We start from the raw sequence: 13,881 nt of genomic DNA, 5'->3' as shown, positions 1-13,881 counted from the left end.
CTTTTGTTATTTATGCACATCGCCGCACGATGCGCCAGCCGCTGCGGGCTAGGCGAGCCTTTGCAGCGCCCATTTTACATTGAGCGCCGTTTCTTCCCGCCGGTCAAAAGCGCCGGCGCGAATGACGATTTGTTCAGACGCCGCCGGTGCCCCGCCCGCGCCGCAATAGACGCTTTTTTCAAGCAGCAATTCCGGACAACTGGATTTAAAGCGCCAGCCTTCCTTGTTGGAAAGAAGCAGGATCACCGACTTTTTGTCCCGCGCGAGCGACGCCCTGACGCCCGGATCGAGATGAAACCGCCAAACCGCGGAATCGATTTCACGAGACGCGCAGCCCGCCAGCATCTCCTCCCCGCGCAGATCAGCGCCATTGGCGGCGAGAAAAAGCCGCCGCAAATAGGACGCGCCCTCAGGGTTGGCGGTCTCAATGCGGCGCTCAATTTCTAGCAGCCTGCCGGTCGTTTCCTCGCCGCGGCGTTGCGCCACCTCTCCGAACACCGGCGACGGCCCGCCTTCGGCAAAGGAAAGCGCCGTGTGGGCGCTGCGCTGTTCGAGCGCTTTGCGCCACGCTGCGCCGCGATGAACGCCAGAGCCGCAATTGACTAAAATGCGGCTTCGGCCGGATGAGAAATGCAGCGACCCTGCGCTCTTATAGGGAGCGGCGCTGTCATCGGCAGTGTCCGCGATGAGTAAAGCACGCGCGGCCGTCAATTTATGGTAGCGGGAGTGACGCGCGAAATCTGCAGGGCCGAGATCGGCGCCCGCTCCGGTCTGGACAGCGATGAGCGCTTTTGAATCGTCTTCATACCCGCCATTGAAAACGGCGAGCTTGCCATCGGGGCAGCGAAAGAACGCAGCCATCGCGCTCGCCCGCTGCACCTGATGACGCAAAAAACCCGGCGGCTGAAACCCGCGCGTTTCGATCGCCTTGATCAACGCCTGCAATCGCAGTGCAAGTTTTAGCTGCCGCGACGGGTTGCGGCTCACATGACCGCCATCAGGCCGCAATTGCAGACGCAATTCGCGCCGCGCCATTTCAAGACCGCGTTCGGCAGGGCCTTCACAGCCCGGCAGGGAATAACCGGCGATCCCAAGGCCAAGCGCCGTCATCAGCCGATCAAAGCCCGTCGCCGCGCGATGCGCTGAGCGCGCAAGGTGACGGGTCTGACGCGCCATGCAGGCGAGCACGCGGCTGCGCCACAGGGCATCGGTTCCTGAAAGAATAAGCGGATGATGCGCGCAAAGCTCCACCAGACGCTCCGCAGTGAAATAAGGCTCCCAGCTTTCCGCTGACCAGCGTTCATGGCGGTCGAGCCAGGCTTTCATCAGGATATGCGCCGGCGCCTTGCCGTCATCGCCCAGCGCCGACAGGTGACGCAGCCAGGAAAACTCCTGCAACCAGGCGTTCAGCGCGCCGTCGGGTTCGACAAGGTCCCACAGCTTGTCGAGTTCTTCTTCGCAGTCGACGCTTTCATCTCCAAGCGCAATCCGTCCGCGCGCCAGCGCCTGCGCAATGGTTTTATCGGGCGCGTAAGGATCATCGGGCTTGAACAACAGCCGGTCCGGCGCCGGGCCTTTGAGCTGGGCCTGATAGAACGGACTTTCCCCCCAGGCGCGGCGCACACGCGCGATCACGTCGCGGGAGGCTTTTCCGGAATGTCGCTGCGCGCGCGCCATGGTGCTATGATCCCGGCCGCAGGGCGGCGATATTGGCCGCATACTGACTTTCGCCGCCACGGAAAACAGCAGAGCCCGCCACCAGCACATCGGCGCCCGCCTCAATCGCGAGCGGCGCCGTTTGCGGATCGACGCCCCCATCGACTTCCAGATGAACCGATTTACCCGACGCATCGATCAGCTTGCGGACCGCTTCGATCTTTTTCAGCTGCGAGGAAATGAATTTCTGACCGCCGAAACCGGGATTGACCGACATGACGAGAACCAGATCGAGATCCTCGATGACCGCCTCAATCGCGCTCGCCGGCGTCGCCGGATTGAGCGCCGCCCCGGCCTTCACGCCCGCGCCCTTGATGCGCTGGATCGTGCGGTGCAAATGCGGGCCTGCTTCCGGGTGAACGGTGAGGATGTTGGCCCCCACCGCCGCAAAATCGTCGATATAAGCGTCGACCGGCGAGATCATGAGGTGGACGTCGAACGGTAAATCCGTCGCCCCGCGGATCGCTTTTACGACCATGGGCCCAATGGTGAGATTGGGTACGAAATGCCCGTCCATCACATCGACATGGATGAAATCCGCCCCGGCGGCCGCAATGGCCGCGACCTCTTCGCCCAGACGGGCGAAATCGGCGGACAAAATGGACGGGGCGATCAGAACACGACTCATGGATTTCAGGTATCGTGATGCGCCGTCAACGCGCAATAAGCACGGGACCGAAATCAGCCTTGCTGTGCATAAATTCCCGCAAGAAAAACCCCGCCTTCTGGCGGGGTTTTCTTTGGGGGGGTGCGTGTAAGAGCGTCAGGGACGGACGCTTTTGGATTTCCGGTGGACGATTGCGCCAACCTGATGAGGGAATTTGTAGGCGGCGAATGGGGCAAAAGTAAGACGAAACCGCCTTAATTTCATTCAAATTATTGTTTTTATTAGTTAATTTCCGTTATCCTTTACCGGATCAGGCTTCGCCTTAACCCTGACCGGCTTCAGGGCCAGCCGAGTTTTCCACATACCGAAAAGCGTCGCGCCAGTCAGCGCCGCGCCCGAGACAAGCCCGCCGATCCACTCGACGTCATAAAGGCCGATGCCGGCGAGCGCGAACAGCGCCAGGCCCAGAAGCGCCGCCAGAAAACGCAGGGGCGAAGACACCGTCCGCCCCACCGCCCGGGCCGCGCCGGAGGCGGTGGAAGCCGCAACCCTGGCCGTTTTGACCGCTCCTTGGGCGACAGCGTCGGCCACCTTGCGGGCGCCGATGAGCTTGATAATGCCGGCGAGCGCACTGGCTGCGACAGCAAGCAGCGCCCATTTCTTAGGGCTCAGGGGCGTCTTTTCCTGATCGCCATGATCCGCCGCATGGGCGATGACCGGCGCTTCCACCGCCACGGTGGGCGATGTCACCGCGGGATCGAAGTCGCTGGCGCCCGCAGGCGAAAGCGCCACTGTCGCCGCCGTGACGGACACGGCTGCAAGCAAGCCCGCCTTCATTTTCTTGAAATTCGTCATGTCGTCCCTCCAGAACGCTTTGCTTTGTAAATGGTGATGCAAAACAGCATTTTCAACAGGGATTGCGCTTCCCTATCCGCCGCGATCCTTCACACTCAAACCGTCACTATGCATGAAAACGGAGCCATACATGGAAAAACGCCGCCTTGGCCGCACGGATTTAGACGTTCCCGCCCTTTGCCTCGGGACCATGATGTATGGCGATCAGATCTCCGAGGCTGACGCCGTTTTGCAAATGGATGCCTGCCTGGACCGCGGGATCAACTTTCTCGACACCGCGGAAATGTACACCGTGCCGCCAAAGCCGGAAACGCAAGGCGAGTCAGAACGCATTGTCGGGCGTTGGGCCGCCTCCCGCAAAGCGCGGGACAAGATCATTCTCGCCACCAAGGTCGCCGGCCGCTCTCCCGCGGCCTATATGCGCCCTGAAGGCGAAGAGACGCGGCTAACGCCCGAGCAGATCCGTTTCGCGGTGGAACGCAGCCTTAAAAATCTGCAGACGGATTATATCGATCTCTATCAGCTACACTGGCCCGATCGTCAGGTGTCTCTCTTCGGCGGCGGCCGCACGGGCTATATGCATTACGAAGACAAAGGCGTTCCCATTGAGGAAACCCTCTCTGCGCTGGACGATCTCGTGAAAGAGGGCAAGGTGCGCCATGTGGGCCTTTCCAATGAAACGCCTTACGGCGTCATGAAGTTTTTGAACGCATCGCGCGATCAGGATTTGCCGCGCGTCGTTTCTATCCAGAACGCCTATAATTTGTTGAACCGCTCTTTCGAGTCGGGCCTTGCGGAAATCGCGCTTGAAGAACAGGTTGGCCTCCTCGCCTATTCTCCCATCGGCCAGGGCGCGCTCACCGGAAAATATCTCGATGGCGGCAACCCGCCAGGCTCACGCAAGGCGCTGTTTGACCGGCTACAGCGCTATGAAACGCCCATGGCGGATGAGGCGGTGCGCCGCTATCTGGCGCTCGCAAAACAGTTCGACGCCGATCCCGCCGCCTTCGCCATGCAATTTGTGACGACCCGGCCTTTCGTGACGTCGAACATTTTTGGCGCGCGCAACATGGACCAGCTCGAGGTGATTTTTGCGTCGCTCGATATCGCCTGGACAGATGAAATGGAAAAGGCCGTGAACGACGTGCACGGGCGCATTCAGAATCCGTGCCCGTAAGGCGCTACACCTCAACCGCGCCCAACCCTCTCCGACGTGCGGCGGCAAGCACCGTATTGCGCAACAGGCAGGCGATGGTCATGGGGCCGACGCCGCCTGGCACCGGCGTGATCGCGCCTGCGTTTTCCGCCGCCGCATCATAGTCGACATCGCCGACGAGGCGCGTCTTGCCGTCTTCCTCGATGCGGTTGATCCCGACATCAATGACGATGGCGCCCTTTTTCACCCAGTCGCCTTTAATCAAGCGTGGAATGCCGACCGCCGCGCAAAGAATGTCCGCCTCGCGGCAAACGGCGGCGAGGTCTTTCGTGCGTGAATGCGCCATGGTGACGGTGCAGTTTTCCGCAAGCAGCAGCATGGCCAGCGGCTTGCCCACCAGAATTGAGCGGCCAACAACCACCGCATTGAGGCCCGAGAGGTTTTCCGTCACTGTTTTCGCGAGAATGACCGATCCCTGCGGCGTACACGGAACAAGCCCCTCCTTGCCGAGAATCAACCGCCCCGCGTTCACTTCAGTCAGACCGTCCACATCCTTGTCGGGGTGAATTTCATTGATCACGCGGTCGGAGGAAATATGCTTCGGCAGCGGCAGCTGAACAAGAATGCCGTCCACCGCATCGTCGTCATTCAGCTTTCGGACCAGCGCGACAACATCATCCTCGCTCGTGTCTTCGGGAAGCTTGTGTTCGATGGAGCGCATGCCGGATTTTTCCGTCGCGACATGCTTATTGCGCACATAGACCTGGCTTGCGGGGTCTTCGCCGACCAGCACCACGGCAAGCGCCGGTTGAAGGTCATGTTTTGCTTTGATGTCCGCAACCGCGCCTGCAACTTTTTCGCGCACGCTTGCGGCGATGGCTTTTCCATCAATGATCGTCGTCATGTTTCCTCACCACCCTCACTTATCCCCCTCGCCGGCGAGCTTTTCCAGCATCGCCGCGAGCGTCTCTTTTTCGGCCGTTATATCAACCGTTTTCAAGCGCGATGTTTCACCGGAGGCAATCAGGAACGCTGATTTCGGCAGGCCAAGAGCTTTGGCGAGAAGTTTGACGATCGCCGCATTCGCCTTGCCCTTGTCCGGGGGCGCGGCGACCTTGACCGCCAATCGCCGCATGCCGTCGGCCCCGCGCCACAGCCCTGTGATCTCGTTCGCTTTGGCGCCGGGGCTTGCGCGGACAAACAGCCGGGCGCCCTCTTGCGTCATTTCATAGAATTCAGGCCCGCTCACCGGGAGCGCATTACTTCAGCGCGAGCCGCGCCGCGAGCCACCAGTTCATTTCCCGCAGGAAGTAAATGCCAAGCAGCAAGACGAGCGGTGAAATATCGATGCCGCCAATATAGGGAATCACCTTGCGAATGGGCCGCAGCGCCGGCTCCGTCAGAGACGTGACGAAGCGCCAGATCATATCCACAAACTGGTTATGGCGGTTGACCACGTTAAAGCTGATCAACCACGACATGATCACCGAAATGAAAACGATGAGCGAGTAGATCGACAACACCGCGTCGATCAGCGAAAACACCGGCATAGGGATCATGGGCTTTAAAGGCTCCTCATCAGGCGGTCCATGGGGACTTAAGGGCAGTCGGGGAGCCTTGCAAGTTTAGACACCCCGCCGCTGGGGCGAGGCAGGCGGGGCGAGACAGGCGGCCTATTCAGCAAGGTCTTGATCCACCGGGCGGCGGGCGCACAGGAGCGGCGTCGCAATCCCGCCGGCGCGGACAAAGCCGACCCCTTCCTTTTCAATGATGAGAAGCGTCACATCCGCCTCAAACCCGCCTTCGGGCCTGGTGGAGAATGGCGCGCCGTCGCCCGCCCACAAAAGCCTTCCGGACTGGTCGATCAGGGTGGTTTTCCCCTCCCAGCACCCCGTATAGGCGCAGATCGAAAAAGCGCCGTCGCGGCTCGCCGTAATCGACATGGGCGTCATCTCGCCGTCCGGCTGCGCCGCGCAACCATCCACCGCGCACCAGACCTCGACCGTGTTTTCACAGTCCCAGACATCGGGAGGAACCTCCGATTTTGATGAGGATAACAACGCGGCGAGAAGAAGCGTCAGCATGGGTCGGGACCTTCCATAGCGGCGGGAAAAGCTTAGCCCGCCCCTCGCCTTTGCGCCAGCACCAGCCGTCCCCGGACGCTTACCCGAACGCTTCCCTGCACGCCTGCCGGTAATTGACAGCCCGGCCTGCGAAGCCGTAAGACGCCGACTTCCCGAACGGGGCCTTTCCCTGACATTGGACGCGGCCCCGCCATTCCTGGAATGGGGCTGTAGCTCAGTTGGGAGAGCGCGTCGTTCGCAATGACGAGGTCAGGGGTTCGATTCCCCTCAGCTCCACCATTAAGTTCTAATTTTTTCAGAATGTTAGAACACAGCCGCGTCTGATCAATCCTCAACAAATTCATTCGGTCACACCTGTGTCACACCGATGAAGAGGAAGTCATGGCAACCATTAGAAAGCGAGATGAACGCTGGCAGGTTCAAATAAGGCGGAAAGACGCTCCATTCATTTCAAGAAGCTTCGTTCGAAAAGCGGAGGCTTTAGCTTGGGCAAGGGAAATGGACATTGAAGCTGATCGCGGCCTGTTGCAGAGCGATCCAAGAACGTTGCAACGCATTACCTTAGGCGAATTGTTGAACCGATATAAGGATGAAATCTCAATTGATAAGGGAGCGACTGAGACGGAAACGATTTTCATCTCAAACCTTCAAGAACATCCCTTGGCATCAAAATCACTGGCAACAGTGAAAGCCTCTGACTTTGCAAAATACAGGGATGAACGCCTCACTTGTGTGTCAGGATCAACAGTGAATAGGCACCTTTGCATCATCCAACATGCATATGAAATAGCGGTCAAAGAATGGGGCCTGCCAATAAAAGAAAATCCGGTAAAACTTATTCGCAAACCAAAGAACAATCCACCAAGGAATCGGCGATTACGAACTGGCGAATATGAAAGGCTACTACGTAGCGCAGAACAATCACGAAACAAACTAATCAAACCAATAATTATTCTCGCGGTTGAGACGGCTATGAGACGTGGCGAAATCCTAAACATTCGAATGAACGATCTAGACTTAAGTACAAATCTCCTTTGGATACCAAAGACAAAAACAGGGGTGCCCAGAACAATTCCACTATCATCAATAGCCTTGGATACAGTTCAATCTGTCATGAATGACGGGAGTGACGGCAATGACAGGATATTTCCTTTAACTCCGAACGCCTTTCGATTGGCTTGGGAACGAGTGAAAAAGAGAACGGAGATTGACGATTTACATTTTCATGACCTTAGGCATGAAGCCGTGTCGAGACTGTTCGAGCAGGGATTGGGAATTGCCCATGTTGCAGCGATTTCCGGGCATCGTGACTTTAGAATGCTGGCGAGATACGCTCACGTTCGTCATTCTATTGCTTAAAAGTATGATTTTCTATGCTTGTGTGTAGATCGAATTCATTAAACTGAAATGTGATGGCAAAAATGAAGCTTACCCACATCGCCTCATTGATTCTGCTTATGGCACCGAGCCCTTCCAAAGCAGAAGCATTCGACCGCACTCAAGAAGCTTTAGATGTATTGGAGAGGGTGGATAGTGGCGCTGCCTCGATGTTGGATTTTGAAGCAATACACGTAGATGATGTTCAAGCCATATACTCTAAATTTGACGATACTGGTTTTAAGGTGACCCCGATCTCGTCCGACAGAAAATTGGCCCTGATTTCCGAACTAGAAAGTTCTAATATTTGGTGGCATTACGGTGATGGAGGTGTGATACACATTCGGTTTAAGACTTCAAGGTTTGACTTGTTGCCACTCGGATATTCAATTGCTGGATTGAGACTAAACTTTTCACCGGATGATTGTGGGGGGACAAATTCTGTTAGCTTTTGGATTAGCCCAAAAGAAGCTGCGATAATTGGAAATGGAACAGAATATGTTGCGCGTACGAATCTAATTTATCCAGAAGATGACACAGATGGCATGGGCTGTCTTACAATCACCGATGTTATTCTCGCGAATTGGCAAATTACCGAAGCACTTCCGAATTCGAGACCGATGATACAATCTCGCTATTACATCCAAACTGCTCATAATGACGAGCTATTTGTAATTAACGATGAAGTTTTTTCGGCGCAGACTTTTTGTTTTGACATGGAAGCAGGGGATGAGGTCGTATTTGTTTCCGGAAGCCCGCTTGGTGCATGTGCGTCCGCAGAATTGTTGAATGTTCGAACAAAGAAAATTTGCAAAGTCTGGTGTGAATAGGTTGATTATTATCCCGATAAATTAGGCCAAGAGAAAGCCTTGGCCTTTCTTCTGGTCTGCTGCTGTCATCAGGTGGCGGTCATAGCACAGCAAATCTGGCACTCTGTCTCTTTGTGTGCCATTGTCTAATTCAAGCTTTGATCGGGGGCAAAATGAACCGGCTGATAACACTGATTTTGCTTGGTTGGGGTATGATTTCCACCTCTGCTAATGCAGCACCCTTGACTTATCGGATGATCCTTACAGGTGAAGGCTATAACGAACTCACGGGATTGACCGAAACATTCTCAGCAATTGGCACATTCGTTTGGGATAGAAATAACACTGTCGACTTTAACGAGTATTGCAGGGCCGAATGCTCGGAGATTCCAGAGTTGGCATTAGTTTCAGGCTTCAACCTATCAATCCCCGAACTTGACGTATTTGTTGATGGAAGCGATGACGAGTTTGGTTTTTTCAACTCCGAGTTCGGCTATATTGCATTTGATGGAGAGTCCCTCTCAGGATTCTGCCTTACTGAATACGCCGAAATTCGCGTAGGTTGCGTTCAGGCAAATACCGGATTTTTCAGCGACGAATATAGCCGAGAAACCTTCGTGTACGATAATAGCGACGCCTTTGGCTGGGCCTTTTATCTTTTTTCAAATAATAGTTGGCAATGGGCTTACGACAACCAAGGTGACTTCCGAGGGCAAATCTTTGGGACTGTTGACTTTCAGCCCGTACCTCTCCCCGCCGCTTTTTGGCTTTTTCTTGCGGGAATGGGAGGCTTATGCGCGACTCAAAAAAGACGCCTAAACATTCACTAAAAAGCAGCCTTATCAACAGAATATTTTAAAGCGTTTCGCACGTAATTGAGACCAAGCCCACCAGCGGAAAGTCTCAACGATTTACCCATGGGACGAACGCTTTGGTAGCTCCATTATGGGTTGCACTGAGCACAACTGGAAGGCAGTGATCGCGCAGGAAAAAGGGGCCAAGCAAATATCTTGACCCCATAGTCTTGATTAATTTGCCGTCATCGCTGTCATTCCGTCATGCGATAGAGACGCGAGCATATTCCTCAACCAGTTTTGTTATGGAGGATGCACGGCTTAACCTTATGGTTCGGGATTTTGCCGTCCGTTCTTTCTCATACTTAATGCCCATCCCCAATAAATTACCTTGGAGTCGATTCAGGTCTTTTGAGAAGTTTTCGACCGTCTTGGGCCAGTTTGATGGCCTTGGAATGCCGTCGGCGCTAAAGGTTTCTCCCAGAAGGTTATACAACTCCGTCGCTGTCCCATCCCATTCGGTGACCTTTTCCATAAGGCTCTGCACTGCTTGAAACACGGGATCAACCGACGCAATGTAGAGCCTTTGGTTATCTTGGACCTTCTCCATTGCCTTCACAACGGCGTCCGGTGTTGAGCCAAAAGCAGGTGATGCGCTGGCTGCAAACTTTGCACAGTCCGCCATCCTTGGTGGCTTAAGCAGTTTCGTGACCTTCCGCATCTGCAGGCCCATCTGAATCGCCTCACAAATTCCACGGAAAATTACAGGCTGATCTTCGACAAAGGATTTCTTCAACTCGGATTTAGTTTTCCGGTTCTTTTCTGATAGGCTGGTTAATTCGAGGATGTAAGTCCTTTGCGCTAGGTCTGGCTTTGAAACCAAATCGACGATACTATTCATGATGACGGGCTTAGAAAAATTGATCTCTAATACGTCTGTGTCTGTGTAAAGTCTTCGGATTTCAAAGGTTCCTCCTGTCGACAAACGGCACAGAAAATCCGAGATATTGAACCGAATTCCGGACAGATTGTCGAAGGTCATAAGATGAGAGCGGGATGCCGAAATTGCTAACTCGCGCTCGTTCTGGTTCATCGCCCGGTTAACACCTGTCCGAGGATCAATCACCGACGATAAAAACTCGGTAGCACTAGTTTTGCCGGAGCCCTCTTGCCCGGTTAAGATAAGCAACGGATACGGCCCTTCTGGCAGCAATGCATTGATGACAAATGACAGCAATGTCAGCCTTTGTTCATTTCCATCGACATTGATGTAGTCGAACAATTTCAAGATATCACCGCTGTCAGCCGGTTTTGGTAGAGGTAAAAGATTCTGCGGCCTTAGGAAGAGCACCGAAGGCTGATCAACTTCTATACTGTTCTTGGTAATTCGAACGCATTCACCTTGATCATTTCCAAGATCAATCTCTATTCCCTCGAAAGGGTTTGTAGGATCAATAGGAGCAGTTCGGATGTAGACGTTGCGTTTATCCTCTCCGAATAGCGCCTTGGCTCGACATGCCACAGCAATGGTCTTTAGCTGCCGGTCATCCATAGCTTTCCCGAACTTTTCGTATATCCGCAGCATCACGAATTGTTTGAAGTCGCCGGAATCCAAAGAAAGCGCGTAGGTTGCATCGCCTTTGCTAATTTTAGCATAGCAAAGCCCTTGGTCCGATTGAAAGAATTCAATCCCAAGTTCCTGAAGGTATTCTATGTACTGATTTTTAGTCACAAATTTTCTTCCTATAAAATCACTAGCCCGGACTTCCGGTATTAAAATTTCTAAGTACCAAATTTGCCCAACATGATGGGCTAGTATTTGTTTCAATAGTCTACGTTCGAAATACGAACGTTTCTCCCATGTAATACGATTAGGGAGTTTCATGTATAACGTCTCTGTACTGATGATTGCGGCCTAAGTCAATCTGGGGTTTTGTTAAAATAATCTAATGAAAATAGCGGTTTACTTTATCGCAAAAATATGCAAGCCTTTTTGCATATTAGCAGTTAGCCTCGAGTTCGCCTGCCCCCACCCAATCACTCTGATTGCCACTCCCGAGAATCACCTAGCAAAGCTAACATTCACCAAGGGTCAACCTGAGGAATCCCACTGCTCGCATAGGCTTTAAGTCAGCGGTGATTTATTGCTAACTCTGGGCTAATCCGAAGCTTGGTTGTACCAATTCACCGAATGTTAGCTCCAGATTTTTCATGTGCATATTTCTGTTCTGTTGAGCCGGGCCATTTTTTCCGGGTACCCCTTTCTCGGTCACACCTGTGTCACAGCAGGTCACAAGATATCGACATGAAGAGCAGGTATTGCCAAGGGAGCTTTCAGGGCTTATTTTGGTTTGTCCGTTGTATTTGCTAAGGTATTTTGATCAGACACTGTAGCTCAGTTGGGAGAGCGCGTCGTTCGCAATGACGAGGTCAGGGGTTCGATTCCCCTCAGCTCCACCAGGCTTTCTGAAAATATTTTTAGACTACCGTGACCCGCCTTTGAGGCCGGGGGGATACTTTATCTTTTTCTAAAGCGCCTAGATATTCCAATCAGCCGTTCATGCGCGCATGAATTTCTTACTCACCATCACACTCAACAATCTAACATGATTATGGGCGGCAAGCGGTGCGGGCTTGCGTCGCCATCTGGACATGCAAGGTGGATTTATAGGCGGCATCGCTCTGGAGCCAGAGCGCCGCAACTTTGTTTGCCGAACATGCGCAATACGCATCAACATCGCCGATATTGGACATCGTAGATGCGGACCGGCGGCATTCGTCATTTTCCTTCGCCTTCAAATAAGTATCGATTTTGCAGCTTGCGCCTTGATAGGTATAAAGCCCGACATTGCTCACTGGATGAGACATGGGATCAGGACGCGTTCTCAATTTTTCGAGTTCTTCTTTTGTGCGGGCGATCCCCTGTTTCAGGCTTGCAATCCGTTTGGGATCGGTTTCCTTCGCCAGACGCTCCTCTGAAAGGCGCAGCTGGTTTTCGCGATAGGGAATCCACTTTTCTTTCGCTTCAGCGAATTGTTTATCGCTGATATCCTCGCGGACCTGTTTCGCTTTTGTGTCGATGCAGCTGCAATCATAAAGCCCGCTCAATCTGCTGTCGCGCCCGCACGCCTCGCCGACTGGATCGGTGAAACTGACTTTCTTCAAATCAGCTTGTGGTTCGGGACTAGTAGAATGGTTTTTTTCCGGCGCCTTGGCTGCAGGTTCAGGTGTTTTCTCCTGAACGGCAGACGCCGGCGACGCGGCGGTTTTAAACGGCGCCAGAGACGCCATCTTCATATCCGCTGGAGGCACTTCAAGCGAAATGCGCACCGTGCGGGTTTCCTTGGTCGAAGGCGAATAGACATTGATGGCCTGCACGCCCGGGCGGAAAGGTTTTTCCGTCAGCAATCGTTGCGCCGCCGCGGATGACCCAACTTTCACGATCATGTCGCCGGAACGCAGGCCGACAGCATGCGCCGGACCGGCTGGCGCCATGTCGCCGAGGACAACAGCCCCTTCGGGGGCGCCGGCCCCCGCCGCTGAAAACCGGGCGCCGAACAGAACCTCCTGAATGCTCAATTGACCCAGGAGAGGGTTGGCTTGAATATTCGCGTCGCATTTCGCCTGCGCAGTTTCAAGCAACGGGCCAGCGTTTCCGTAATGCATGCCTGCAGGGGCTTCGAGAACAAATGTGTTTTGAACGCATGCGCATTTGTAGCTGAACTTTCCCTCACGCTGGACGCAACGATTTCCGATATTTTGCGAGAGCATCAACGCGCCCTGTTCGACATCAATGTCGGCCGGGGAAAGCGCATCTCCAAAACCTGAGAGAGGCAAGGTGACAGCCTTAGGCGCTGCAGCGGCGCCGAGTTCAATTGTCAACGCTTTGCCGGATTTCATGTCGTCGATGACGGACGCTTCGCGAAATCCTCTGGGGCGGTCCATGCCGCCGAAAACTTCACTGGCGATTTCAGCGCCGTCAACCTTGAGGCGGATCACACCTTGTGAGGGGGCGCTGTCGCTCGTCAATACAAGCGTATGGTAATTCGGCCCACTGGACGGGCGGCGAATATCGATTTCCAGTCCGCGAATTCCCGTCTCCGCAATGATGTTTGGATCGTGAATAAATGCGCGCACCGTTGTCGGCGGCTCAAACGGTTTGCGCTCCGCGACCCAGGCCATCTCGCTGGCCGGGACATCGATGGCGCCGGATGCTTTCACGGATTTCTCGGGAGCGGGTTTCTCACTCGACGGCGCAGGCTTTTCCGGCTTTGGCTGGTCTTTCGGGCCCGCCGCATCACCATCATCATCAGACTCTTTCAGGATCGCTTTTTCGGCTTCGTCTTTCGCTTTATCGAGAAGCTTTTTTCCAATACCGCCAAACTGAGCAGAGGCTGGGTTAGCCGCTGCGACGATGACGCATAACGCTATGACAGTTTTCTTGAGCATGATGTTCCCAGATTTCATGTGAGTTTTGGAAGCC

General features: G+C 54.2%; 13 protein-coding genes and 1 tRNA gene. 5 read left to right on the top strand and 9 right to left on the bottom strand.

Annotation, left to right across the window (positions count from 1 at the left end):
• Nucleotides 1-48: 48 nt before the first annotated feature.
• The 3 genes from ACFC5L_RS08475 to ACFC5L_RS08465 form a co-directional block, all read right to left on the bottom strand.
• Nucleotides 49-1,677, bottom strand: coding sequence for a heparinase II/III family protein (locus ACFC5L_RS08475; protein WP_375204184.1), 1,629 nt, complete (start codon nucleotides 1,675-1,677; stop codon nucleotides 49-51).
• 4 nt (nucleotides 1,678-1,681) lie between these two features.
• Complete coding sequence (rpe, locus tag ACFC5L_RS08470) at nucleotides 1,682-2,344, bottom strand: ribulose-phosphate 3-epimerase (protein WP_375204185.1); 663 nt, start codon at nucleotides 2,342-2,344, stop codon at nucleotides 1,682-1,684.
• 264 nt (nucleotides 2,345-2,608) lie between these two features.
• Nucleotides 2,609-3,178 (bottom strand): hypothetical protein, encoded by a 570-nt coding sequence (locus ACFC5L_RS08465; protein WP_375204186.1) that lies wholly within the window; start codon nucleotides 3,176-3,178, stop codon nucleotides 2,609-2,611.
• Between the two features lie 130 nt (nucleotides 3,179-3,308).
• Here ACFC5L_RS08465 and ACFC5L_RS08460 point away from each other — a divergent pair, with 130 nt between their 5' ends.
• A complete protein-coding gene (locus ACFC5L_RS08460; protein ID WP_375204187.1) occupies nucleotides 3,309-4,355 on the top strand; it encodes an aldo/keto reductase in 1,047 nt (348 codons plus the stop codon).
• Between the two features lie 4 nt (nucleotides 4,356-4,359).
• Here the strand turns inward: ACFC5L_RS08460 and folD are convergent, their stop codons facing one another.
• The 4 genes from folD to ACFC5L_RS08440 all read right to left on the bottom strand — a co-directional run bounded on the left by folD (nucleotide 4,360) and on the right by ACFC5L_RS08440 (nucleotide 6,418).
• Nucleotides 4,360-5,238, bottom strand: coding sequence for a bifunctional methylenetetrahydrofolate dehydrogenase/methenyltetrahydrofolate cyclohydrolase FolD (gene folD, locus ACFC5L_RS08455; protein ID WP_375204188.1), 879 nt, complete (start codon nucleotides 5,236-5,238; stop codon nucleotides 4,360-4,362).
• Nucleotides 5,239-5,253: 15 nt separating this feature from the next.
• Nucleotides 5,254-5,583: a DUF167 domain-containing protein gene (locus ACFC5L_RS08450; RefSeq protein ID WP_375204189.1), complete on the bottom strand. Its 330-nt coding sequence runs from the start codon at nucleotides 5,581-5,583 to the stop codon at nucleotides 5,254-5,256.
• 10 nt (nucleotides 5,584-5,593) lie between these two features.
• The gene (locus tag ACFC5L_RS08445; RefSeq protein WP_375204190.1) at nucleotides 5,594-5,893 is read right to left on the bottom strand and encodes a YggT family protein; all 300 of its coding nucleotides are present in this window, start codon (nucleotides 5,891-5,893) and stop codon (nucleotides 5,594-5,596) included.
• A 114-nt stretch (nucleotides 5,894-6,007) separates the two neighbouring features.
• Nucleotides 6,008-6,418 (bottom strand): hypothetical protein, encoded by a 411-nt coding sequence (locus tag ACFC5L_RS08440; RefSeq protein WP_375204191.1) that lies wholly within the window; start codon nucleotides 6,416-6,418, stop codon nucleotides 6,008-6,010.
• 203 nt (nucleotides 6,419-6,621) lie between these two features.
• On the opposite strand from ACFC5L_RS08440, the gene ACFC5L_RS08435 reads away from it, so the two are divergent.
• The 4 genes from ACFC5L_RS08435 to ACFC5L_RS08420 all read left to right on the top strand — a co-directional run bounded on the left by ACFC5L_RS08435 (nucleotide 6,622) and on the right by ACFC5L_RS08420 (nucleotide 9,434).
• Nucleotides 6,622-6,697, top strand: a tRNA-Ala gene (locus tag ACFC5L_RS08435).
• A gap of 102 nt (nucleotides 6,698-6,799) precedes the next feature.
• The gene (locus tag ACFC5L_RS08430; RefSeq protein WP_375204192.1) at nucleotides 6,800-7,777 is read left to right on the top strand and encodes a tyrosine-type recombinase/integrase; all 978 of its coding nucleotides are present in this window, start codon (nucleotides 6,800-6,802) and stop codon (nucleotides 7,775-7,777) included.
• Nucleotides 7,778-7,830: 53 nt separating this feature from the next.
• A complete protein-coding gene (locus tag ACFC5L_RS08425; protein WP_375204193.1) occupies nucleotides 7,831-8,625 on the top strand; it encodes a hypothetical protein in 795 nt (264 codons plus the stop codon).
• Between the two features lie 152 nt (nucleotides 8,626-8,777).
• Nucleotides 8,778-9,434, top strand: coding sequence for a VPLPA-CTERM sorting domain-containing protein (locus ACFC5L_RS08420; protein WP_375204194.1), 657 nt, complete (start codon nucleotides 8,778-8,780; stop codon nucleotides 9,432-9,434).
• 226 nt (nucleotides 9,435-9,660) lie between these two features.
• Here ACFC5L_RS08420 and ACFC5L_RS08415 read toward each other — a convergent pair whose 3' ends face one another.
• Nucleotides 9,661-11,283 carry a hypothetical protein gene (locus ACFC5L_RS08415; RefSeq protein WP_375204195.1) on the bottom strand — a complete coding sequence of 541 codons (1,623 nt, stop codon included), beginning with the start codon at nucleotides 11,281-11,283 and terminating at the stop codon, nucleotides 9,661-9,663.
• A 725-nt stretch (nucleotides 11,284-12,008) separates the two neighbouring features.
• Entirely contained in the window at nucleotides 12,009-13,847 is a 1,839-nt protein-coding gene (locus ACFC5L_RS08410) for a hypothetical protein (RefSeq protein ID WP_375204196.1), read from the bottom strand.
• Between the last annotated feature and the right edge of the window lie 34 nt (nucleotides 13,848-13,881).

Origin of the sequence: Hyphococcus sp., from assembly GCF_041986965.1 — a bacterium.
Taxonomy (GTDB): domain Bacteria; phylum Pseudomonadota; class Alphaproteobacteria; order Caulobacterales; family Parvularculaceae; genus Hyphococcus.
This window is presented reverse-complemented; position numbering and strand designations above follow the sequence as displayed.

Bases quoted from the DNA above. Each gene is read 5' to 3' on its own strand.
- ACFC5L_RS08475 (WP_375204184.1), bottom strand. From the start codon at position 1,677: ATGGCGCGCGCGCAGCGACATTCCGGAAAAGCCTCCCGCGACGTGATC.
- rpe (WP_375204185.1), bottom strand. From the start codon at position 2,344: ATGAGTCGTGTTCTGATCGCCCCGTCCATTTTGTCCGCCGATTTCGCC.
- ACFC5L_RS08465 (WP_375204186.1), bottom strand. From the start codon at position 3,178: ATGACGAATTTCAAGAAAATGAAGGCGGGCTTGCTTGCAGCCGTGTCC.
- ACFC5L_RS08460 (WP_375204187.1), top strand. From the start codon at position 3,309: ATGGAAAAACGCCGCCTTGGCCGCACGGATTTAGACGTTCCCGCCCTT.
- folD (WP_375204188.1), bottom strand. From the start codon at position 5,238: ATGACGACGATCATTGATGGAAAAGCCATCGCCGCAAGCGTGCGCGAA.
- ACFC5L_RS08445 (WP_375204190.1), bottom strand. From the start codon at position 5,893: ATGATCCCTATGCCGGTGTTTTCGCTGATCGACGCGGTGTTGTCGATC.
- ACFC5L_RS08440 (WP_375204191.1), bottom strand. From the start codon at position 6,418: ATGCTGACGCTTCTTCTCGCCGCGTTGTTATCCTCATCAAAATCGGAG.
- ACFC5L_RS08430 (WP_375204192.1), top strand. From the start codon at position 6,800: ATGGCAACCATTAGAAAGCGAGATGAACGCTGGCAGGTTCAAATAAGG.
- ACFC5L_RS08425 (WP_375204193.1), top strand. From the start codon at position 7,831: ATGGCAAAAATGAAGCTTACCCACATCGCCTCATTGATTCTGCTTATG.
- ACFC5L_RS08420 (WP_375204194.1), top strand. From the start codon at position 8,778: ATGAACCGGCTGATAACACTGATTTTGCTTGGTTGGGGTATGATTTCC.
- ACFC5L_RS08415 (WP_375204195.1), bottom strand. From the start codon at position 11,283: ATGAAACTCCCTAATCGTATTACATGGGAGAAACGTTCGTATTTCGAA.
- ACFC5L_RS08410 (WP_375204196.1), bottom strand. From the start codon at position 13,847: ATGCTCAAGAAAACTGTCATAGCGTTATGCGTCATCGTCGCAGCGGCT.